Origin of the sequence: Paenibacillus flagellatus (assembly GCF_003217775.1) — a bacterium.
Taxonomy (GTDB): Bacteria; Bacillota; Bacilli; order Paenibacillales; family NBRC-103111; genus Paenibacillus_AB; species Paenibacillus_AB flagellatus.
This window is the reverse complement of the sequence record NZ_QJVJ01000006.1, coordinates 154,759-174,521: the sequence shown is the minus strand read 5'-3', so window position 1 is coordinate 174,521 and position 19,763 is coordinate 154,759. Positions and strand designations below refer to the sequence as shown.

General features: G+C 59.3%; 17 protein-coding genes and 1 riboswitch. Of the genes, 13 read left to right on the top strand and 4 right to left on the bottom strand.

Annotated elements, in window-relative coordinates:
* Positions 1–58 precede the first annotated feature (58 nt).
* The 4 genes from DLM86_RS14965 to dnaI all read left to right on the top strand — a co-directional run bounded on the left by DLM86_RS14965 (position 59) and on the right by dnaI (position 4,847).
* Complete coding sequence (locus tag DLM86_RS14965) at positions 59–352, top strand: YuiB family protein (RefSeq protein WP_110840840.1); 294 nt, start codon at positions 59–61, stop codon at positions 350–352.
* Positions 353–548: 196 nt separating this feature from the next.
* Positions 549–1,436 carry an alpha/beta fold hydrolase gene (locus tag DLM86_RS14960; protein WP_110840839.1) on the top strand — a complete coding sequence of 296 codons (888 nt, stop codon included), beginning with the start codon at positions 549–551 and terminating at the stop codon, positions 1,434–1,436.
* An 896-nt stretch (positions 1,437–2,332) separates the two neighbouring features.
* Positions 2,333–3,826: a DnaD domain protein gene (locus tag DLM86_RS14955; protein WP_342773086.1), complete on the top strand. Its 1,494-nt coding sequence runs from the start codon at positions 2,333–2,335 to the stop codon at positions 3,824–3,826.
* A gap of 61 nt (positions 3,827–3,887) precedes the next feature.
* A complete protein-coding gene (gene dnaI, locus DLM86_RS14950) occupies positions 3,888–4,847 on the top strand; it encodes a primosomal protein DnaI (protein ID WP_110840837.1) in 960 nt (319 codons plus the stop codon).
* Positions 4,848–4,934: 87 nt separating this feature from the next.
* Here dnaI and DLM86_RS14945 read toward each other — a convergent pair whose 3' ends face one another.
* A complete protein-coding gene (locus tag DLM86_RS14945; RefSeq protein ID WP_110840836.1) occupies positions 4,935–5,066 on the bottom strand; it encodes a YqzM family protein in 132 nt (43 codons plus the stop codon).
* Between the two features lie 300 nt (positions 5,067–5,366).
* Between DLM86_RS14945 and trxA the strand changes: the two genes are divergently transcribed.
* Both trxA and uvrC read left to right on the top strand, forming a co-directional pair.
* A complete protein-coding gene (trxA, locus tag DLM86_RS14940; protein ID WP_110840835.1) occupies positions 5,367–5,684 on the top strand; it encodes a thioredoxin in 318 nt (105 codons plus the stop codon).
* Positions 5,685–5,831: 147 nt separating this feature from the next.
* On the top strand, positions 5,832–7,829 hold the full coding sequence (gene uvrC, locus DLM86_RS14935) for an excinuclease ABC subunit UvrC (RefSeq protein ID WP_110840834.1): 1,998 nt from the start codon (positions 5,832–5,834) through the stop codon (positions 7,827–7,829).
* A gap of 80 nt (positions 7,830–7,909) precedes the next feature.
* Here the strand turns inward: uvrC and DLM86_RS14930 are convergent, their stop codons facing one another.
* The gene (locus DLM86_RS14930; RefSeq protein ID WP_110840833.1) at positions 7,910–9,535 is read right to left on the bottom strand and encodes a CPBP family intramembrane glutamic endopeptidase; all 1,626 of its coding nucleotides are present in this window, start codon (positions 9,533–9,535) and stop codon (positions 7,910–7,912) included.
* Between the two features lie 206 nt (positions 9,536–9,741).
* A riboswitch (cyclic di-AMP (ydaO/yuaA leader) is annotated at positions 9,742–9,886 on the top strand.
* A gap of 92 nt (positions 9,887–9,978) precedes the next feature.
* Here DLM86_RS14930 and DLM86_RS14925 point away from each other — a divergent pair.
* From DLM86_RS14925 to DLM86_RS14915, 3 genes are read left to right on the top strand one after another with little or no spacing between them, the layout of a single operon-like run.
* On the top strand, positions 9,979–11,319 hold the full coding sequence (locus DLM86_RS14925; RefSeq protein WP_110840832.1) for a TrkH family potassium uptake protein: 1,341 nt from the start codon (positions 9,979–9,981) through the stop codon (positions 11,317–11,319).
* A 12-nt stretch (positions 11,320–11,331) separates the two neighbouring features.
* A complete protein-coding gene (locus DLM86_RS14920; protein ID WP_110840831.1) occupies positions 11,332–11,997 on the top strand; it encodes a potassium channel family protein in 666 nt (221 codons plus the stop codon).
* A gap of 22 nt (positions 11,998–12,019) precedes the next feature.
* A complete protein-coding gene (locus DLM86_RS14915; protein WP_110840830.1) occupies positions 12,020–13,252 on the top strand; it encodes a cation:proton antiporter in 1,233 nt (410 codons plus the stop codon).
* A gap of 17 nt (positions 13,253–13,269) precedes the next feature.
* On the opposite strand, the gene DLM86_RS14910 is transcribed toward DLM86_RS14915, so the two are convergent.
* The gene (locus tag DLM86_RS14910; protein WP_425453969.1) at positions 13,270–14,175 is read right to left on the bottom strand and encodes a LysR family transcriptional regulator; all 906 of its coding nucleotides are present in this window, start codon (positions 14,173–14,175) and stop codon (positions 13,270–13,272) included.
* Positions 14,176–14,571: 396 nt separating this feature from the next.
* On the opposite strand from DLM86_RS14910, the gene DLM86_RS14905 reads away from it, so the two are divergent.
* The 4 genes from DLM86_RS14905 (at position 14,572) to DLM86_RS14890 (ending at position 18,292) form a co-directional block, all read left to right on the top strand.
* Entirely contained in the window at positions 14,572–15,237 is a 666-nt protein-coding gene (locus DLM86_RS14905; RefSeq protein ID WP_110840829.1) for a succinate dehydrogenase cytochrome b558 subunit, read from the top strand.
* A gap of 16 nt (positions 15,238–15,253) precedes the next feature.
* Positions 15,254–17,011 (top strand): succinate dehydrogenase flavoprotein subunit, encoded by a 1,758-nt coding sequence (gene sdhA, locus DLM86_RS14900; protein ID WP_110840828.1) that lies wholly within the window; start codon positions 15,254–15,256, stop codon positions 17,009–17,011.
* Between the two features lie 2 nt (positions 17,012–17,013).
* Positions 17,014–17,766, top strand: a complete 753-nt coding sequence (gene sdhB / locus DLM86_RS14895; protein ID WP_110840827.1) for a succinate dehydrogenase iron-sulfur subunit — start codon at positions 17,014–17,016, stop codon at positions 17,764–17,766.
* A 157-nt stretch (positions 17,767–17,923) separates the two neighbouring features.
* The gene (locus tag DLM86_RS14890; RefSeq protein WP_110840826.1) at positions 17,924–18,292 is read left to right on the top strand and encodes a LytR/AlgR family response regulator transcription factor; all 369 of its coding nucleotides are present in this window, start codon (positions 17,924–17,926) and stop codon (positions 18,290–18,292) included.
* A 57-nt stretch (positions 18,293–18,349) separates the two neighbouring features.
* Here DLM86_RS14890 and DLM86_RS14885 read toward each other — a convergent pair whose 3' ends face one another.
* Positions 18,350–19,756 (bottom strand): DUF4832 domain-containing protein, encoded by a 1,407-nt coding sequence (locus DLM86_RS14885; protein WP_158289483.1) that lies wholly within the window; start codon positions 19,754–19,756, stop codon positions 18,350–18,352.
* Positions 19,757–19,763 lie beyond the last annotated feature (7 nt).

Here is a 19,763-nt window from a genome sequence, read left to right as displayed (position 1 = left end):
GTCCGATTCCACTACAATGGACGTGAAATGGGTAAGGAAAGCGGGAGGTACTGAACGTATGATAGACATCATCCAGTTGGTGATCGCGATGGTGCTCGTCTTCGTGCTCATGTTCGGCATCGGCTTTATTTTCAACATGCTGCTGAAAACGACGCATTTCCCCATCTACTTGTACATCGTCGCGGTGATCGGCATGCTCGTCTACTGGGCTTGGCATTCCGGGTCGCTGCTCGCGCGTCTCGGCGAATTGAAGTTCGGCGAATATTTGCTGTTCGCATGCGGGCTGCTGGGCGCCGTCTTGAGCGGCAAGACGATTCAGCTGCTGCGGGTACGCGGCTATAAAATGTTTTGACGATGGCGGCTTCCCCGGGCGGGAAGCTTTTTTTGTACCGTTTGGGCGGGGGGCGGCGGAACGGCTTCATGCCGGCGCCAGCAGGTGCGGTGCAAGATTCGGGCGGGCGGACGTTCGATAAAAGTCGGTTTTCCGGGGCATCGTAACGGGTAGCGATATGTTGCCAACTACGACCATCGGGAGGGACACGTTTGTCATGCCGATCGCAACGATCAACGGAACGCTTTTGAATTACCACGTGCACGGGAAAGGAACGCCGATCGTCTTCATCCATCCGCCGCTGTTGACGAGCGCCAATTTCCGCTACCAGCAGGTGCAGCTGGCGGGCGAGTTCTCGGTCGTCACCTTCGATATTCGCGGTCACGGGAAAAGCGGACCGTCGAAGGCGCCGATCACGTACGAGCTGATCGTCGAAGATATCGTCCGGCTGCTCGATTACTTGGGAATACCGAAGGCGTTCGTCTGCGGCTATTCCACCGGAGGCTCCGTCGCGCTCGAGGCGATGCTGACGCACCCGGACCGGTTTCTCGGCGGCATCCTGATCAGCGCCATGTCCGAAGCGAGCGACTTCGTGCTGAAAAACCGGATCCGTCTCGCCATCGGCCTGTCCCGATGGAAGACGATGCTCGCGCCGCTCATGTGGGCGATTACGTGGGGCAACGCCGACGGCCGGCTGACGTTCCGCAATTTGTTCCGCGACGCCCGGCGCGGCCATGCCGAGAACATTCATCAATACTACAAATACAGCTTGGGCTACAGCTGCACGAAACGGTTGTCCGACGTGCGCGCGCCGGTGCTGCTCCTGTACGGGACGAAGGACCGCGGCTTCAAGAGATACCGCAAGCTGCTGGAGCGGGAACTCCCGGATTGCGAAGTCCATCTGTGCAAAGACGAGAAGCATCAAATCCCGACCAAGGCCGCTTCGGAAATGAACGACGTCATCCGCCGCTGGATTCGCGGCCTGCTGCGGGACCGTCGGCTCGCGCTCGACGAGCCGACGCGGGACGAGCCGGCGGAAGCGGCGTTCGCCCCGGACGGCGCGGGCGAGCCGCTCGGCGTTCCGCCGGAGGAGCGGCGGACGTAAAGCGCGGTCGCGAGGCGGAAGCCCCGGTCTCCGTTTTGGAGGCCGGGGCTTATGCTTGTCCCGCTGCCTCGTTGCCTTGCGCCGACGCCGGAAAAACCGCGGTTATGCCCCTCGTTCCGTCGCCACGTATCCGCATCCATGAACATGCAGCCGCACTGCATCCGGGAAGCCGGGTGCAGTTTTGTATTTAGGTACGCGGCCCTCCTGAGAAAACAGCTCTCCCCGAAACGGATCCGATAACGTGCCCCCAAATGACGTACTCCGTTACACGCCGCGTTCGTTCAAGACAAATGCTCTTCCACAACCGCGTATCGGGTTGGGAGGGAGTCTCGGTTTGGTTCGAAACGGAACGGATCCCGGCTGAACCGGCGAACCGGGACGGAGCGGCTCGCTCGGATCGAACCCGCTCGGGCGATTCCCGTCGACCTCCCTTCGCCGGCCGTACGAACGTTGGACTATTTTCATCCTTCTGATGGTGCCGCGCCGCGACATGGATGTCTATTGGATTTTATCCAAAAGAATCGAATCTTTAGCTGCCCTGGAAGGGCTCGATTGGAAAAAATCCAACAGATTGGCGACGATCCGGATTTAATCGGGCCGGGGAAGGTCATCTGTTGGACGGAATCCAATCGCGGAGCGGAATTGCCGCTTCCCGAGGAAAATCTATTGGACAAAATCCAACGAGACGCAGCTGCCCGCCGAGCCGGAGAGAAATCGCGGGACAGAATCCGGGGGGCGCCCCAAAAAGTACCCGGAGTAAGCTTCGAAGCGTTTCGTCACTTTTTGGGGACTTTTCTAGCTCCCGGCTTGTCGGATTTTGTGATAGAATAGAGGAACGGATTTCGATCATCGCTTCTTTCGGCCGTTGAACAGGAATGGGGAAACTTTTCATGCGTATGACGAACATGTTGCATTTCACGGAAAATCACCGGTTCTGCGTGTACCGGGATTTTTCGCTTAGCGGGCTCGATTACCGGATGCTGTCCGGCATCTATCAGCCGATGATCGGCGCGTTCGCGATCGGCGTCTACCAGACGCTGTTCCAGCAGGTGCCGGGCGACCGGACGGGCTACTCGGAGCTGGAGCAGCAGCGGAAGCTGTTTCTCGCGCTCGATCTCGAGCCGGGGGAGCGCGGCCGCAAGCTGCTGATCGAGCAGACGTCGAAGCTCGAGGCGATCGGGCTGCTGCAGACGAACCGCAAATATTCGCCCGCGGCCGACGACTACTTGTACGAATACGTGCTGTCCCAGCCGTTGTCGCCGCAAGAATTTTTCAAAAACCAGCACCTCGTCATGCTGCTGCACGACAAAGTCGGCAAATACGCCGTGCTGTCGCTGCGGGAGCAATTTTATTCGGCGGAGCCGGAAGAGCTGCAAGACCCGGCGCTCCAGTCGGAAGATTTGTCGGTACCGTTCTACGACTTGTTCCGGCTGAACACGAAGTCGATCGACTACGAGCTGGAGCAGGCGCTTCACGAAACGGCTCCTGCCCGCGAGACGGCGAGAGCGATCGACGTCACGACGAAGGCGTTCCATTACAGCGAAATTATTCAACGGTTTCCGAGAGGCACGTCGCGCAACCGGCCGTTCGTCGAAAACTTGCGCCACAACCCGGATCAAATGTTCGAAATCAACAAAATCGCCCGCAAATACAATTTGTCGCTGCGCGAAACGTGCCGGCTGCTGGACGAGGACGGCATGTTCTCGGAGGACGGCGAGCTGCAGGTCGACATGCTGCAGTACAAAGCGAATTTGTACTTCCGCCAGGACAAGGAGCGGGAGCAGGAGCGCGAGCGGCTGTTCCATAAAATCGCCGGCATCGCGAGAACGGACGACTACGCCGGCGTGATCGAGGAAAAGCCGGTGGAGATGCAGTACTACCTCGAGGTGCCGCCGATGTTCGCCGGCCAATGCAACCAGCACCAGTACAACTTGATCATGCGCAACGAGCCGTACACGAAAGTGCTCGAGCGCTTCTTCCCGAAAGGCGCCGTGCCGAAGCCGGTATCGGACATTTTCGAGAAAATCGACGTCAACTACCGGATGCCGGACGAAGTGATGAACGTCATGATCCATCATCTGCACGTCTACAAGGAGTCGTCCTGGACGAAGAACTATATCGACTCCGTCGCTTCCAACATGATGGCGAAAGGCGTGAGCACGTACGAGCAAGCCGTCGCTTACATACGCGATCAGACGATGAAGCGGGCGAAACGGTCCGCGAAGCCGGAAGGCACGCTGGCCCCGTTTCCGGGCAAAGGGCGGGGGGCGCGCCAGCAAAAGCCGAAGATCGCGATCATTACCGATATGCCGGCGGCGAAGCCGGTCAGCGAGGAGAAGCTGGCGGAAATCCGCAAGCTCGCCCGGGAAATCGACGGCAAAGGCACGTAATCCTTGCGGCGATCGCCGCCGCGTCGCAGCGACATTTTAAGAAAGGAGTCGGATCCTTCTCATGGAATCGTTGTCCGGTATGCTTGGAGATTGGCAAAAGCTGTCGTTCGCCAAACGGGCGGAAGAGAAAACGAAGCGCCTGCTGAACGATCCGCTCGTTCAAAAGCTGCGCGCGGACCATCCGGAAATCGACGACCGGACGCTGAAAATCAGCATGAACCGGCTGTACCAGTACGTGACCGAGCAGCGCAACTGCGCCCAGTGCCCGGGGCTGGACAAGTGTCCGAACGATTTCGAGGGCCATTACACGAGGCTGTCCGTCGAGACGATCAACGGCAATCCGTACATTCACGACCAGTCGGTGCCGTGCTCGAAGCTGCTGGCCAAACAATCGATGGACGCGATCCGCAGCCGGATCCGCAGCTTTTACATCGACGACCGGGCGCTGACGCAAGGCTACTCGATCGACGAAATCGTCGACATCGACCCGGAACGGGTGGAGGCGGTCGGCAGCCTGCTCCGGTATATCCGCAAGACGCAGGCCGAAGGGCTGCAGAAGGAAGGGCTGTACCTGGTCGGGCCGTTCGGCACCGGGAAGACGTTTCTCATGTGCTTCATGCTGTACCAGCTCGCCAAAAGCGGGAAGTCCGGCGCGATCGTCTACATGCCCGACTTCGTCGAGGATTTGAAATCGATGATCCAGGAGCCGCACCGGCTGAAGGAGACGGTCGAGCTGCTCAAGGAAACCGACCTGCTCGTGTTCGACGACATCGGCGCGGAGAACTTGAACCCTTGGGTGCGGGACCACGTGATGGGGACGATTTTGAACTACCGGATGAACCGGAAGCCGACCTTCTTCACGTCGAACCACGAGCCGTCGGAGCTGGAGAGGCATTTCAGCTTCACGAGCAAGGACGGCGACGACGAGTTCAAAGGGCAGCGGATCATGGACCGGATTCGGCCGTTCGTCGAAGTGATCGTCGTGAACGGCACGAACAAGCGAGGCAAGGCGGGGGCGTGACGCTCCCGCTTTTTTTGCGCATACAAAAAAGCCCCGCGCCGCCAATGGCGGTACGGGACTTCGCTTGTGTCGCGCGGCCGGCGCGGATCAGAACAACGTAATGATGGTGGCCACGAGCGCGATCAGAAAGAATACTCCGAACGTGACGCCGAATCCGATGGCGACGTCGAGAAAATCGTTTCTGGGTTCTTCGTTGACGTGAAGTCTAGGATCAGACATTGGTTATTCCTCCCGATACAGCTAAAATTGGCTACGTACAGTATACCGAAACGCCGAACGCGTTGTAAAGGGAAATTAAGTGACAATCCTGCAACAATTGCGTTGCGGCCCGTTCGGACGCCCGTACCGGAGCCGCTTCGGCCGGGCTTGTTCGTCCGCTGCCCATAGTATGCGCACAACCGTCCCGGAACATGTTTTCAGTTATGAAATGGACCCGAGTTGTGGTATACTTTACATGTTGACCAAAAATCATTAAAATCTATAGGTACACACTTTTTGTTAGTATAAGGAGGAAAGACGATGGCAATCGTAAACGTATCCGATCAATCTTTCAAAACCGAAGTCGAATCGACCGGAACGGTTCTCGTCGATTTTTGGGCGCCTTGGTGCGGACCTTGCAAGATGATCGCTCCGGTTCTCGAGGATTTGGATAAAGAAATGGGCGATCAAGTGAAAATCGCCAAAGTCAACGTCGACGACAACCCGGAATCCGCTTCGCGCTTCGGCGTCATGAGCATTCCGACGCTGATCGTGTTCAAGGACGGCCAGCCGGTCGACAAGGTGGTCGGCTTCCAGCCGAAGGACGCGCTGAAGAGCGTCGTAGGCCGCCATCTGTAAGCTGACAACTCTTTCATGCCCGGACGGGATTGTGCGGAACGTCCCGTCCGTCGTATGATAAGAATAGAACGGACGAAAAGTTCTTTTTCGCAACCGCGAAACGGAACTTTTTTTTCGTCAGGGGAACGGGAGAATGGAGGTCTGGACATGGCCGAGGAGCGCTTCGGGGAAGGGCGCGACAAAATCGCCGAGTCGATCCGGCGGAAGCTGGCGTTGCTGCCGGATAAGCCGGGCTGCTATTTGATGAAAAACCGCGACGGGACGATCATATACGTCGGCAAGGCGAAGGTGCTGAAAAACCGCGTGCGTTCTTACTTTTCCGGCAGCCACGACGGGAAGACGCAGCGGCTCGTCACCGAAATATGCGATTTCGAATATATCGTCACGGCGAGCAACATGGAGGCGCTCATTCTCGAGTGCAACCTGATCAAGCAGTACCATCCGCGCTATAACGTCCTGCTGAAGGACGACAAGTCGTTTCCGTATATCAAAATTACGCATGAAGCGCACCCGCGCCTCGAAGTGACGCGCAAGGTGCTGAAAGATAAAGCGAAATATTTCGGGCCGTATCCGAACGCGTTCGCCGCGCAGGAGACGAAAAAGCTGCTCGACCGGCTGTATCCGCTGCGCAAATGCAAAACGCTGCCCGACCGCGTCTGCCTGTACTACCATCTCGGCCAATGCGTCGCTCCTTGCGAATACGAGGTGGCCGCAGGGGAATACGAGCGAATGGTGAACGAAATTGCACGGTTCCTGAACGGGGGACACGTGGCCATCAAGGACGAGCTGACGCGCAAAATGCACGCCGCCGCGGAGGAGCTCAACTTCGAGCGGGCGAAGGAGCTGCGCGACCAGATCGTCAACATCGACGCGGTCATGGAGAAGCAGACGATCACGACGGTCGACGCGGTCGATCGGGACGTCTTCGGCTTCGCCGTCGACAAAGGCTGGATGTGCGTGCAAATTTTGTACATGCGCCAAGGGAAAATGATCGAGCGCCACGTCACGCAGTTCCCGTATTACGGCGACGCATACGAGGATTTCATCTCGTTCGTGACGCAATATTACAGCGAAAATCCGGCGCTGCCGAAAGAAATTTTCCTGCCGTCGGCGGATCGCCGGGAGGAGACGGACGCCGGGCAGTCCGACGTCAAGCCGAATCCGATCGCGCTCGCGGCCCAGGCGGCCCGGGAAACGGACGATCCGGGCGTCTCCGACAGCGAGGCGGACCGCGACATCGCCGAGGCGCTGGAGAAATGGCTGCGCGTCAAGGTGCACCAGCCGCAGCGGGGCAAGAAGAAGCAGCTCGTCGGCATGGCGTGCGACAACGCGCGCGTGGCGCTGGAGGAGAAGTTCCGGCTCATCGAGCGGGACGAGGAGCGCAGCGTGAAGGCGGTGCAAAGCTTGGGCGAATGGATCGGCACCGATACGATCCGGCGCATCGAAGCGTTCGACAACTCGAACATCCAAGGCTCGGACCCGGTATCGGCGATGGTCGTCTTCGTCGACGGCAAGCCGGACCGCAAGGAATACCGCAAGTACAAAATCCGGACCGTCCAAGGCCCGGATGATTACGAGACGATGCGGGAGGTCGTGCGCCGCCGGTACGAGCGCGTGCTCAAGGAACAGCTGCCGCTGCCCGACCTCGTCATCGTGGACGGCGGCAAAGGACAAATCTCGGCGGCGGTCGACGTGCTCGAGAACGAGCTCGGGCTGTTCATCCCGGTATGCGGTCTCGTCAAGGACGCGAAGCATAAGACGGCGCAGCTCATGCTCGGCGATCCGCCGGAGATCGTGCCGATTCCGCGCGACAGCCAGGAATTTTACTTGCTCCAGCGCATTCAGGAGGAAGTGCACCGGTTCGCCATCACGTTCCACCGGGAGACGCGCGCGAAGTCGATGGTCGTCTCGCAGCTCGACGCGATCCCCGGCATCGGCGAGAAGCGGCGCAAGCTGCTGCTGAAGCATTTCGGCTCGCTCAAAAAAATCAAGGAAGCGTCCGTGGAAGATTTCCGCGCGGTCGGCATCGGCGAGAAGCTGGCGCGCGACATTTTGGACGCGCTGCTCGGCTCCGACGCCGCCGCGGCCGCGGAGTCGGGGCCGGAGACAGCCGCGGCGACGGACGCACCGACCGCCGCGGAGTAAGCCACCGCGGCCGAACGCACGCGAAAAGCCCGCAAGCTCCCGTGAAGGGACTTGCGGGCTTTCGTCGCGTCCGAGCCGCCTCAAGCGGCCGGCGTCGGATCGTCCGGCACCGGCGGCGGACGGCGTCCCGCGAACGTCCGGTGCAGCCACCATAGCGCGACGCCGACCAGCGCCGGCGAGACGATGTAGAACAGGCCGAGCGCCGCGCTGCCGGCTCCGCCCATATCGATCAGCGAGAAGCTCATGAGCAGGCTGTCCATGATGGCATGGGCGAACAGGGCGGTGACGAATCCGTATCTCAAGAACGCGTACCCGAAGACGAGCCCGAGCAGCGTCACCTCGACGAACCGGGTGTAGACCGGATAAATCGGATATTGCGTATGGCTGAACGCCCAAATCATGCTCGGCACGAGTACGGCGAGAAACGTGCTGCGAAGCAGCTTCCTGAACAGCGCGATGCCGAAGAAGCGGTAGATCGCCTCTTCCGAGATGGCCGCCGTCCAGGCCATGAGCGGAAACAGGCCGGGCCGCAGCAAATTGTACAGCGAGCCGGTCGGGTCGTTGACCGCCCACATGCCGAACCGCTTCTCCGCGATGAAAAACAGCAGCGACTGGAGGCCGAGCATGAAGCAGGCGAGCAAATAGCCGCGGGTCATCCCGCTCATCGCCTCCCGCCCGAACGACGCGTCGCGCCATCTCGGCCACGGGTCGCGTCCGGCGTCCTTCCAGAGCGACTGCCCCGCCGTCAGGGAGAAGTAGCAGACGACGGCCATGATCGTGACGACGACGTTCATCGTGACGATCATGACGACCGACGCTTCGTCGGACAGGAACGGATCGTACCCTTCCGCCTCGAGCGTCTTGAAGGCGGGAAACATGTTGACGTTGTTGATCCAGTAAATGGCCAGGAAGAGGAGCGTGAGCACGATTCCCCGTACGAACGCGATCCGTTTCCGGTGCAGGATCGAGAAGACGACGGCGGCGATGCCCATGAGCGACGAGACGATCAAATTCCATTGCGTCATCGACGCCGACGCTTTATCCTGCGCCTTGACCCAATCGAGGTGCGATTGGGGGATGCCGAACCGGACCCGATAGGCGGTCGCCTCGCCGCCCCTTACGTCCACGGCGACCTGCAGCTTCGCCTCGCCGACCTTCTCCGTCCGGTGCTCGAAGACGACCCGGTAGGGTGCGGTGCGATCCCGCGGAAGCGCTTGATACGATTCCGGCGACGCGCCCGACTTCCGCAGGACCGACTCCGCGAGCTTCCGCGCCTCCTCCGGCGAAGACGCCCGCTCCCGGCTGCGCTTCTGCCAGCCGAATACGGCGCCGGTCTTCATATGGACGTCCGCGATGTACTCCGTTCCGTCCGAGCCGGTCAGCTCCACCCGGTAAAAGTCGATCGGCACTTGATCGGCGTACCGGGACTTGTAGGCGTGGACGAGGCGCTCCTTTTGCACGTAGCCGCTCAATAGTTGGTCCGACTGGTAGACGACGGACGTGCTGCGGACAGGGCCGCCCGTCAGCTCGCTCAAGTACGACTCGGCTTTGGAAGCGGCTTCCCGCTTCTCGACGGCGGGATGCGGGTCGTCGATCGTCTCGGCTTCCTCCCGGCCGGTCAGCGCCGGCCACCAATTGGTCAGGACGAACAGGAGGATGCCGGCGACCGCGAGCAGCGCGAGCCCGGACGTTTGCCGTTGAGCCATGCAAGCCCTCCCCGTTTTTTTTTCTTACCGTAACACACTTTTTTTCGAAATGCCACTTAAACGGAAGCAACGAAGGTAGGGACAATGAAAAGAAGCCGCTCAGGCTGCTAATTTGCCCCAAGCCGACTTATCAACCCGTTTTTCATGAAATGGCGGCTTTGTATATCGTACGGGGCCGGATTATAATCGAGTTCGTCAACAGTATCAACCATAACGAGCCGAATTTCTTATCGAAAACGGGGGAACCATTTCTTGTAGGGGTGAATTTCGCCAACCGCGCACGGGAAGCGAATAGGGTGCCTAACAACCCGAATCCGTCAGCTAACCTCGTAGGCTCCAGTCAGGAAACCACACCGTTAACGGCATTGGGCTTCCAGTGCCTTTTTTTGTTGTACGCTCATACGGCGGTCGGTGGTTTTCCACGAATGAGGTGACCCGGAAATTTGAAAGGTAAAACTGTGCTCGAACGGCTGACGCCGCCGCAAATTCTCGTGATCGGCTTCGCCGCGATCATCTTCCTGGGCGGCCTATTGCTGTCGCTGCCCGTATCGACCTCGAACGGCGAAGGGCTGCCGTTCGTCGACGCGATGTTCACGTCCACCTCCGCCACGTGCGTAACCGGTCTCGTCGTCGTCGATACGGGAACGTACTTGTCCGTATTCGGGCAAATCGTCCTCATGGCGCTGATCCAGGTCGGCGGACTCGGCTTCATGACGATGTCGACGCTGATCGCGCTCGTGCTGCGCAAACGGATATCGCTGCGCGAGCGGCTTATCCTGCAGGAAGCGATGAACCAAAGCTCGATGGAAGGCATCGTCCGGCTCATTCGCCGGGTCATCTTCTACTCGCTTACGATCGAGCTGGCCGCGGCGACGGTGTTCGCCATCCGCTGGTCGTTCGACTTCCCGGTCGGACGGGCGATCTACATGGGCTTGTTCCACGCGGTATCGATGTTCAACAACGCCGGCTTCGACTTGAGCGGCGAATTCCGCAGCTTGATGCCGTATGCGGACGATCTCGTCATCAACGTGACGGCGATGTCGCTGATCGTCTTGGGCGGCATCGGCTTTATCGTCATGGCGGACGTGATGGAGTACAAGAAGAAGCGCAAGCTGTCGCTTCATTCGAAGGTCGTGCTGAGCATGACCGGGTTTCTGATCGTGTTCGGCGCGGTCGTCGTGTTCATCTTCGAATATACGAATCCGCGGACGCTCGGCTCGTTGAACGGGCTCGGCAAAGTGCTCGCGTCGCTGTTCCAGTCGGTGACCCCGCGTACGGCCGGGGCGAATACGCTCGACATCGCCGGGCTTCGGCAAGCTACGCAATTTTTCATCATCATCCTGATGTTCATCGGCGCTTCTCCGGGATCGACCGGGGGCGGGATCAAGACGACGACGTTTACGACGCTGCTCGGCGCGATGGTCGCGATGATCCGGGGGAAGGACGACATCGTCCTGTTCCATTACCGGCTCGCGAAGGACCGGATCTACAAAGCGATCACGCTGACCTTATTCGCCTTGTTCCTCGTCGTATTCGTCGCGATGGTGCTGTCTACGACGGAGGACCATCCGTTCTTGATGATTTTGTTCGAGGTGACGTCCGCATTCGGCACCGTCGGGCTGTCGATGGGGCTGACGCCCGACTTGACCGTCTTCGGCAAAATCATGATTATGCTCACGATGTTCGCCGGCCGGCTCGGACCGGTAACGCTCGCTTACGCTTTGCAGCCGAAGCCGGAGAAAGAGCTGTACCGGCATCCGGAAGGCAAGATCATCATCGGATAGGAGAAACCGACTATGAAAATGAAACAATTCGCGGTTATCGGCTTGGGCCGATTCGGCTCGAGCTTGGCGACGGAGCTTATCAACGAGGGTCTCGAGGTGCTCGGCATCGACCGGGACGAGGAGGCGGTCGACGAGATGGCGGACGTGCTGACGCACGCCATCGTAGCCGACTCGACGGAGGAGGAGACGCTGCGCTCGATCGGCATCCGCAACTTCGACTGCGCGATCGTGGCGATCGGGGACGACATTCAAGCGAGCATCATGACGGCGATTTTGCTCAAGGATATGGGCGTGAAGATGGTCGTGGCGAAGGCGCTGTCCGTCCTTCACGGCAAAGTGCTGGAGCGTCTCGGCGTCGACCGCGTCATTTACCCGGAGCGGGATATGGGGATCCGCGTCGCTCACCAGCTCGTCAACCCGAACCTGCTCGACTACATCGAGCTGTCGAAGGATTATACGATCGCCGAGCTGTCCGTGCCGAAATGCTTGAACGGCAAAACGCTCAAGGAGCTCGATCCGCGGGCGAAATACGGCTGCAGCGTCGTCGCGATCAACAAGAAAAACGGCGTCATCATCGCGCCGACCGCGACGGACGTTCTGAACGAGCGCGACGTGATGGTCATCATCGGCACGAACGAGCAGATCGAATCGTTCGAGGAAGAACTCGTAGGCACGTAACGACCGGCGGGAGGCGCGGCTTGTGGAAAACGAAACGAATCTCCTCATCGATCACGTCCTTTTTTTGCTGATCTTGATTTTCAGCCTCGGCATGATATCCGGCAAGCTCGCCTCCGTGCTGCGCATTCCCGACGTCGCGCTGTTTCTCGTCGCGGGCATTGCGGTCGGACAAGGACTGCATCTCGTTACGGAGACGAGCAGCTCGTTTACGAACCAGTTTATATTGACGGTCGGCTCCGCGCTCATCCTGTTCGACGGAGGGCGCAACATCCGGCTGGCCGGCTTGAAGCGCGTCTGGGTGACGCTGTCGCTGCTCAGCGTGCCCGGCGTGCTCCTGACCGCGTTCGCCGTAGCGGCCGCTTCCCGCTACGTGCTCGGCTTGCCGTGGCTGTACGCCCTGCTGCTCGGGGCGATCATCTCGTCGACCGATCCGGCGACGATTATCCCGGTCTTTCGCCAAGTGCGCATCCGAGACAAAGTGCGCGAGACGGTCGAAAGCGAATCCGCCTTCAACGACGCTACGGGCTCGATCTTGACGTTCTCGATCGTGGCGGTCATCCTCGGTACGGAACGGGTAACGATCGGCGGAGCGATCGTCGATTTCGTCCGGTCGGCGGCGGGCGGCATCCTGGTCGGGCTGGCGATCGGCTTCCTGCTCTCCTACCTCGTGGCGCATCTGCGGCTCGGCTTTTTGCGCGATTACACGACGATCGCGATGATCGTAACCGGGCTGGGCGCTTATCTGTTCGGGGAGCAGCTGCACGTGAGCGGCTTCATGGCGACGTTCACGGCCGGTCTCATCTGGGGCAACGCCGGCTCGTTCGGGCTCGAGATGGAGGACAAGCGTCATGAAATGACGCACTTCTCCGACAACATTACGGTCATTATGCGCATGCTCATCTTCGTGCTGCTCGGCAGCCAGGTGAACTTCGGCGTCGTCTTCGACTACTTGCTGCCGAGTCTGGCGGTTATCGCCGTCTTCATGCTGATTGCGCGCCCGCTGACCGTGTTCGTCTGCGCGCTGCCCGACCGGAAGGCGAAGTGGGAGCGCAGCGAGCTGCTGTTCATGTGCTGGGTGCGGGAGACGGGCGTCATTCCCGCCGCCTTGTCCGGCATGATCGCGGGCGCCGGCATCGCCCACGCCGACGTCATCGCCGCCGTTACGTTTTTGGCGATTTTGCTGACGATCCTGCTGCAGGCGAGCACGACGGCGCTCGTCGCCCGCAAGCTCGGACTCGAGGAACGGGGCGACTGACGGCGCGGGGCGGCCGGCTAGGACGAGGTCGCTCCGACGCGGCCGTAATGCTCCTTCGCGCGGCGAATCCACGTCTTCGCCGAATCGGTCAGCTCCGCCTCGCTGCCGAACAGAAGCGAGGTGGTGCGCGTCGTTTCCTGCAGCTCCGGCACGTTGCGCAGGACGAGGTCGTTGTTGTCGAGCACGCTTTGGCGCAAGTACGATTTCGGGAGCAGCGTCGCCGTGTTGCAGGTGGAGACGAGACGGAGAATCGCCTCGAACGAATCGATCTCCATCTTCACGTCCGGATAGACGGAATAGCGGTGGAACAGATCGTCCATCAGGATGCGGTACCACGTTCCTTTGGAAAACAAAATCATCGGCAGCCCTTGCAGGCCGTTGATGTCGACGTCGCATTCGCCCGCCCACTTATGGTTGGAAGGGAGGACGAGGCACAGATGATCGTCGAACAGCGGGACGCACGTCAGGTCGGGGCTGTCGATTTGGGAGGCGACCAAGCCGAGGTCGACCTTTTTTTCTTTGACGAGGCTGACGATTTCGTGCGTCTTCCCGGTAATCGCCTTGATGTCCGACTCCGGGTAATCGCGCGTATAGAGCGCGATCAGGTCGGGCAGCGTCGACTGCAGCGTCGTCAGGCTGGCGCCGATCGTCATGCTCGTGCCGGACGAGCGGTGCTCGGCGATGCGCTGCAGCAGGCTGCGCTCCATCCGGCCGAGCTCGACGGCGTGCTCGTAGCAAATTTGGCCGAGCCGCGTCAGCTCGAGCTTCTTGCCTTTGCGCTCGAACAGCAGCACGCCGAGCTGCTCCTCGAGCTGGGCGATTTTGCGCGACAGCGCCGGCTGCGACAGGTTGAGCGTCTGGGCGGCGCGGTTCAAGCTTTTGTGCTCCACGACGGCGGCGAACGCGTCCAGGTTGGGCAGCATGGCGGCAAGTCTCCTTTCTTGAAGATCGCCGGACGGCGATTTTTTTCTTCCTTATAAATATAGGGAGCGGAGAAAAGCTTCCGCTTTTTTTGTTTCCATCTTATAATTATAACGCATAACAGTTAATAAAAAAACGGCATTTCCCTTATAAGAAGAATGGGAGTAACATGAAGTTGTCAAACATTGTTCACAATCCGGGTTTAAACGTGCCGATCCTTGGCAAAATAGGCATGTGTACGCCATGCGGGACACCCGACAAGCGGCGGCCGAATGGCGGGCTGTCCGGAAGTCGACGAAATATGACATTTTGTTGACGCTTGTCGAACTCGGGAGTACAATGAGAGATGGTTTGCTTTGCACACGTTGCCATAATTCTGTAAGGGGGAACTCGTTTCCATGACCGGTAATTCGTATTACTACCGCAAGCTCCATTCGTTGCTCGGAGTCATCCCCGTCGGCTTCTTCCTCGTCGAGCATTTGCTGACGAACTACGAAGCGTTCAACGGCGGACACAAGGCGTTTATCGAGCAAGTGCAATGGCTGAACAGCTTGCCGCTCGTCTTTTTCCTGGAGCTGTTCGGAATTTGGCTGCCGATTTTGTACCACGGCGTGTACGGCTTGTATGTGGCGTTCCAATCGCGCAACAACGTGAACCGGTACGGCTACTTCCGCAACCTGATGTTTACGCTGCAGCGGGTAACCGGCGTCGTGACGCTCATCTTCATCGCGTGGCACTTCTTCACGACCCGCTTCCAAGTGACGCTCGGCAATCAGACGCACGAAGGATTGGGCGTGCTCATGCACGAGGTATTTACCACTCCCGCTTACTTCATCCTGTACTTGATCGGCGTACTGGCGGCGACGTTCCACTTCAGCAACGGCATGTGGTCGTTCCTCGTCAGCTGGGGCATCACGATCGGCCCGCGGGCGCAGCGCGTCTCCAGCATTATCTGGATGGGCGTATTCGTCATCATGTCCGTCATGTTCGTGCTGACGATGGTCGCGTTCACGGACGCTTCGTTCCAAGATACGTCCGTGCTGGATATGGCGAGCAAACATTAAGGGAGGGTGAACTGCAATGGCGAAATCGAAAATTATCGTAGTGGGCGGAGGACTTGCCGGCTTGATGGCTACCGTTAAAGCCGCCGAAGCCGGGGTTCACGTCGACCTCTTTTCCTTGGTACCGGTTAAACGTTCCCACTCCGTCTGCGCCCAAGGGGGCATCAACGGAGCGGTCAATACGAAGGGCGAAGGCGACTCGCCTTGGGAGCACTTCGACGATACGGTGTACGGCGGCGACTTCCTCGCGAACCAGCCTCCGATCAAAGCGATGTGCGAAGCGGCGCCGGGCATCATCCACCTGATGGACCGGATGGGCGTCATGTTCAACCGGACGCCGGAAGGCTTGCTCGACTTCCGCCGGTTCGGCGGCACGAAGCATCACCGCACCGCGTTCGCGGGCGCCACGACGGGCCAGCAGCTGCTGTACGCGCTTGACGAGCAGGTTCGCCGTTCGGAAGCGGCCGGTCTCGTCATCAAGTACGAGCATTGGGAATTCCTGTCCGTCGTCATCGACGAGGACGGCGTATGCCGCGGCATTTGCGCGCAAAACCTGCGCAGCATGGAGACGCAGACGTTCCGGGCGGACGCGGTCATTCTCGCGACGGGCGGTCCGGGGATCATTTTCGGCAAGACGACGAACTCCGTCATCAACACCGGTACGGCCGCGAGCGCGGTGTACCAGCAGGGCGTCACGTACGCGAACGGCGAATTTATCCAAATTCACCCGACGGCCATCCCGGGCGACGACAAGCTTCGTCTCATGTCCGAATCGGCCCGCGGCGAAGGCGGACGCATCTGGACGTACAAGGACGGCAAGCCGTGGTACTTCCTGGAAGAGAAATATCCGGCCTACGGCAACCTCGTTCCGCGCGACATCGCGACGCGGGAAATTTTCCACGTCTGCGTAGACTTGAAGCTCGGCGTCAACGGCGAGAACATGGTCTATCTCGACTTGTCGCACAAAGATCCGAAGGAGCTGGACGTCAAGCTCGGCGGCATCATCGAAATTTACGAGAAGTTCATGGGCGACGACCCGCGCAAAATTCCGATGAAAATTTTCCCGGCCGTTCACTATTCGATGGGCGGCATGTGGGTCGACTACAACCAAATGACGAACATTCCCGGGCTGTTCGCAGCCGGCGAATGCGAATACCAATACCACGGCGCGAACCGTCTCGGCGCGAACTCGCTCCTGTCGGCGATCTACGGCGGCATGGTGGCCGGTCCGAAAGCGATCGAGTACATCAAAGGGCTGAAGAAGTCGGCCGAGGACGTATCGAGCAGCGTGTTCGACCGCGAGAAGAAGAAAAACGAAGACAAGTACGAAAGCCTGCTCAAGCTGGACGGCAACGAGAACGCGTACGTCCTGCATAAGGAGCTCGGCGAATGGATGATCGACAACATGACGGTAGTCCGCTACAACGACCGGCTGCAGGCGACGATCAACAAGATCAAAGAGCTGAAGCAGCGCTACAAGAAGATCAACATTACCGATACCGCCCGCTGGAGCAACCAAGGCGTGGCGTTCACCCGCCAGCTGTGGAACATGTTCGAGCTGGCCGAAGCGATGACGCTCGGCGCGCTTATGCGCGACGAAAGCCGCGGCGCTCACTACAAGCCGGACTTCCCGGATCGCAACGACGAGAAGTTCATGAAGACGACGCTCGCGAAATGGACGCCGGACGGTCCGACCATTTCGTACGAGGACGTCGACGTTTCGCTCATTCCGCCGCGTAAGCGCGACTATACGACGGACAAGAAAGGGGGTCACTGATCATGGCCGAAACGAAGATGATCAAGCTCATCGTCACCCGTCAGGACGGCCCCGATTCGAAGCCGTATACGGAAGAGTTCGAGGTGCCGTACCGCCCGAACATGAACGTCATCAGCGCGCTCATGGAAATTCAGCGCAACCCGAAAAACGCGAAGGGCGACAGCACGACGCCGGTATGCTGGGAATCGAATTGTCTCGAGGAAGTGTGCGGCGCCTGCTCGATGGTCATCAACGGCAAGCCGCGTCAAGCGTGCTCCGCGCTGATCGACAAGCTGGAGCAGCCGGTGCGCGTCGCGCCGATGAGCACGTTCCCGGTCGTGCGCGACCTCGTCATCAACCGCCAGCGCATGTTCGATTCGCTGAAGCGGGTGAAGGCGTGGATTCCGATCGACGGCACGTACGATCTCGGTCCGGGTCCGCGGATGGCCGAATCGAAGCGCCAATGGGCGTACGAGCTGTCCAAGTGCATGACGTGCGGCGTCTGTCTGGAGGCTTGCCCGAACGTCAACGATCGTTCGAGCTTCATCGGGCCGGCCCCGATCTCGCAGGTCCGCTTGTTCAACGCTCACCCGACGGGAGAGATGAACAAGGAGGAGCGCCTCGAGGCGCTCATGGAGGACGGCGGCATCGAAGGATGCGGCAACTCGCAAAACTGCGTGCGCTCCTGCCCGAAGGGCATCCCGCTGACGACGTCGATCGCGGCGATCAACGCGGACACGACGAAGCACTTATTCAAAAAATGGCTCGGCATGTAAGGCGCCGACCTGCATAGCTTTCGACAAAAAAGAGAATGCGGCCGCATTCTCTTTTTTGTCGTTAGGCCGGGCCTATCCAAGCGGAAGGACGTTGTTCAAAAATTGTACAGATCGAACCTTTATACTAAGACTAACTTCTAAAAAGTTGGGATGCGATATGAAGAGCATTAAAGTGGCTCTGATCGACGACGAGAAGCGATCGATCGATTATTTGGAGGACCGGCTGCTAAAGCTCGGGAATATTGAAGTGGTCGGCAAATTCACGAATCCGGTTGACGAAAGCGAACAAATCATCAATACCGACGCCCAAGCTTTGTTCATGGAAACCCAAATGTCGGGGATCAGCGGCATTGGACTGGCGAAGCGGCTGCAGCGCGTGAAGCCGAAGCTGCACATTATTTTCGTTACGTCTCACCGAAACTATGCGGTCGAAGCGTTCGAGATGAACGTTCTCGATTATTTGGTTAAGCCCGTTACGCTCGACCGGCTGCAAAAGCCGATACGAAAAATTGTCGAGCGCATGTAGCCATGTCTTTGAAAATAGCGAACCGCCGTTTTTCGGACGGCGGTTCGTTATTTTCTCCTATCGGACGACGACGGTACCGAGCGCGTAGCGGCCGTCCGCCCGCTTCCCGTCATTGGCGAATTCGACGCCGGGCTTCCCGGTTTGCGGATCCAATACGGCCGCAAGCACCGTATACGTTCCGGCAGCCAGCCCTTCCGGCAGCGGCAGCGAGTACGAAAATTCGTGCTCGCCGGGAAGCCACTCCCGGATATCGACGGTCGTCCGGACGGACGCGGCGACGGCGCCGTCCGGGCCCGCCAACGCAAGCTCGAGCGGCCATTCGAAGTAGAACGGAGCGGCGCCCCGGTTCGTCACCCTCATCGAAATGTCGAGAGCTTTGCCGGCAACGCCCGTTCGCGGGTGCGACTCTTCGTTGATGACGAATCGGTAGCCGATCGTGTTCAGAAACCGGTCGATGTTCGGCTGCAAAGCCCGGCTCGTCTCCTTGTACGGAGCGTTCGGTCCCATCCACGTGACATGCGTAAGCACGGCTTGCCGCAGCGTCTCCTCGATATGCCGATCGTCGAAGTAGTTGGCGTCCCCGGCGAATTCCCCGCCGCTCGGCGCCTTCGTCCAGAAGTCCGGCATGGCCGGCTCCCGATCCCCCGTCAGCCACGACGTGTAGCCTTCGGTATACCACTTCCAAAATCCGTCGATCGTCGACGAGCTCTTCCCGAACGCATCGTTGAACAGTCCCATCCCGTTGGCGCGGGCGATTTCATGAGGGCGTCTCATGAGCAGATGTTTGTCCGGAAAGGCACGAAGATAGTGGGTTACATATTGGTCCGTAATGTCGCGTTTCGGGAATGGAATAAAGTGCCGTTCGTCGTCGCTCGTATGCCATTCCCCCCAGTGTCCGACGCTGCCGAGCTGGATGAACGCGACTTGCGGGTCGTCGTTGAACCGTTTCCCCAAGGCGGCGATCAGCCGTTCGTGGTTTTCGATCAGCACCGGGTTGGCGTAGTCCGGACTGAAGCCTTTGCCGTAATCGTTATCGTACCAGGTGCCCTTATGGTCGATTTCTTCATAGAGCCAATCGGGGATGTCCATGTGCGTTCGATCGCCGGGGTAATCCAGAATAACCCGGATGACGAGATGGACGCCGCGCTGCTTCCATAAAGAAAAGTTAAATTTTCGTTCAAGATCGTCGAAGGCATACACCCCCTTCTCCGGCTCGAGCTCCCGCCAAAATAAATTGACATGGGCGAGACGGTGAGGCTGCTTGGCGTCCACGCTTTTGGCGTCCACGGCGAATCCCATAAACGGATTGGCCAGCACTTGGTTCGTCTCCGACGGCATATAGGAGATTCGCTTGTTTTCGGCGTCGGCCAGCAGCCGGTTGTAGGCGAAGCGGCCGGACAAGCCCACCGCGAGAATGACGGCCAAGAAAAGGAGTCGCCGCCAAAAGAGTCGTTGTCGCTTCATAAAGTTC

What these genes read in the sequence shown, in the direction of transcription:
- sdhA (WP_110840828.1), top strand. Translation starts at nt 15,254, where the DNA reads ATGGCGAAATCGAAAATTATCGTAGTGGGCGGAGGACTTGCCGGCTTG.
- sdhB (WP_110840827.1), top strand. Translation starts at nt 17,014, where the DNA reads ATGGCCGAAACGAAGATGATCAAGCTCATCGTCACCCGTCAGGACGGC.
- DLM86_RS14955 (WP_342773086.1), top strand. Translation starts at nt 2,333, where the DNA reads ATGACGAACATGTTGCATTTCACGGAAAATCACCGGTTCTGCGTGTAC.
- dnaI (WP_110840837.1), top strand. Translation starts at nt 3,888, where the DNA reads ATGGAATCGTTGTCCGGTATGCTTGGAGATTGGCAAAAGCTGTCGTTC.
- DLM86_RS14885 (WP_158289483.1), bottom strand. Translation starts at nt 19,756, where the DNA reads ATGAAGCGACAACGACTCTTTTGGCGGCGACTCCTTTTCTTGGCCGTC.
- DLM86_RS14920 (WP_110840831.1), top strand. Translation starts at nt 11,332, where the DNA reads ATGAAAATGAAACAATTCGCGGTTATCGGCTTGGGCCGATTCGGCTCG.
- DLM86_RS14910 (WP_425453969.1), bottom strand. Translation starts at nt 14,175, where the DNA reads ATGCTGCCCAACCTGGACGCGTTCGCCGCCGTCGTGGAGCACAAAAGC.
- DLM86_RS14930 (WP_110840833.1), bottom strand. Translation starts at nt 9,535, where the DNA reads ATGGCTCAACGGCAAACGTCCGGGCTCGCGCTGCTCGCGGTCGCCGGC.
- DLM86_RS14890 (WP_110840826.1), top strand. Translation starts at nt 17,924, where the DNA reads ATGAAGAGCATTAAAGTGGCTCTGATCGACGACGAGAAGCGATCGATC.
- DLM86_RS14905 (WP_110840829.1), top strand. Translation starts at nt 14,572, where the DNA reads ATGACCGGTAATTCGTATTACTACCGCAAGCTCCATTCGTTGCTCGGA.
- DLM86_RS14960 (WP_110840839.1), top strand. Translation starts at nt 549, where the DNA reads ATGCCGATCGCAACGATCAACGGAACGCTTTTGAATTACCACGTGCAC.
- DLM86_RS14965 (WP_110840840.1), top strand. Translation starts at nt 59, where the DNA reads ATGATAGACATCATCCAGTTGGTGATCGCGATGGTGCTCGTCTTCGTG.
- uvrC (WP_110840834.1), top strand. Translation starts at nt 5,832, where the DNA reads ATGGCCGAGGAGCGCTTCGGGGAAGGGCGCGACAAAATCGCCGAGTCG.
- DLM86_RS14945 (WP_110840836.1), bottom strand. Translation starts at nt 5,066, where the DNA reads ATGTCTGATCCTAGACTTCACGTCAACGAAGAACCCAGAAACGATTTT.
- trxA (WP_110840835.1), top strand. Translation starts at nt 5,367, where the DNA reads ATGGCAATCGTAAACGTATCCGATCAATCTTTCAAAACCGAAGTCGAA.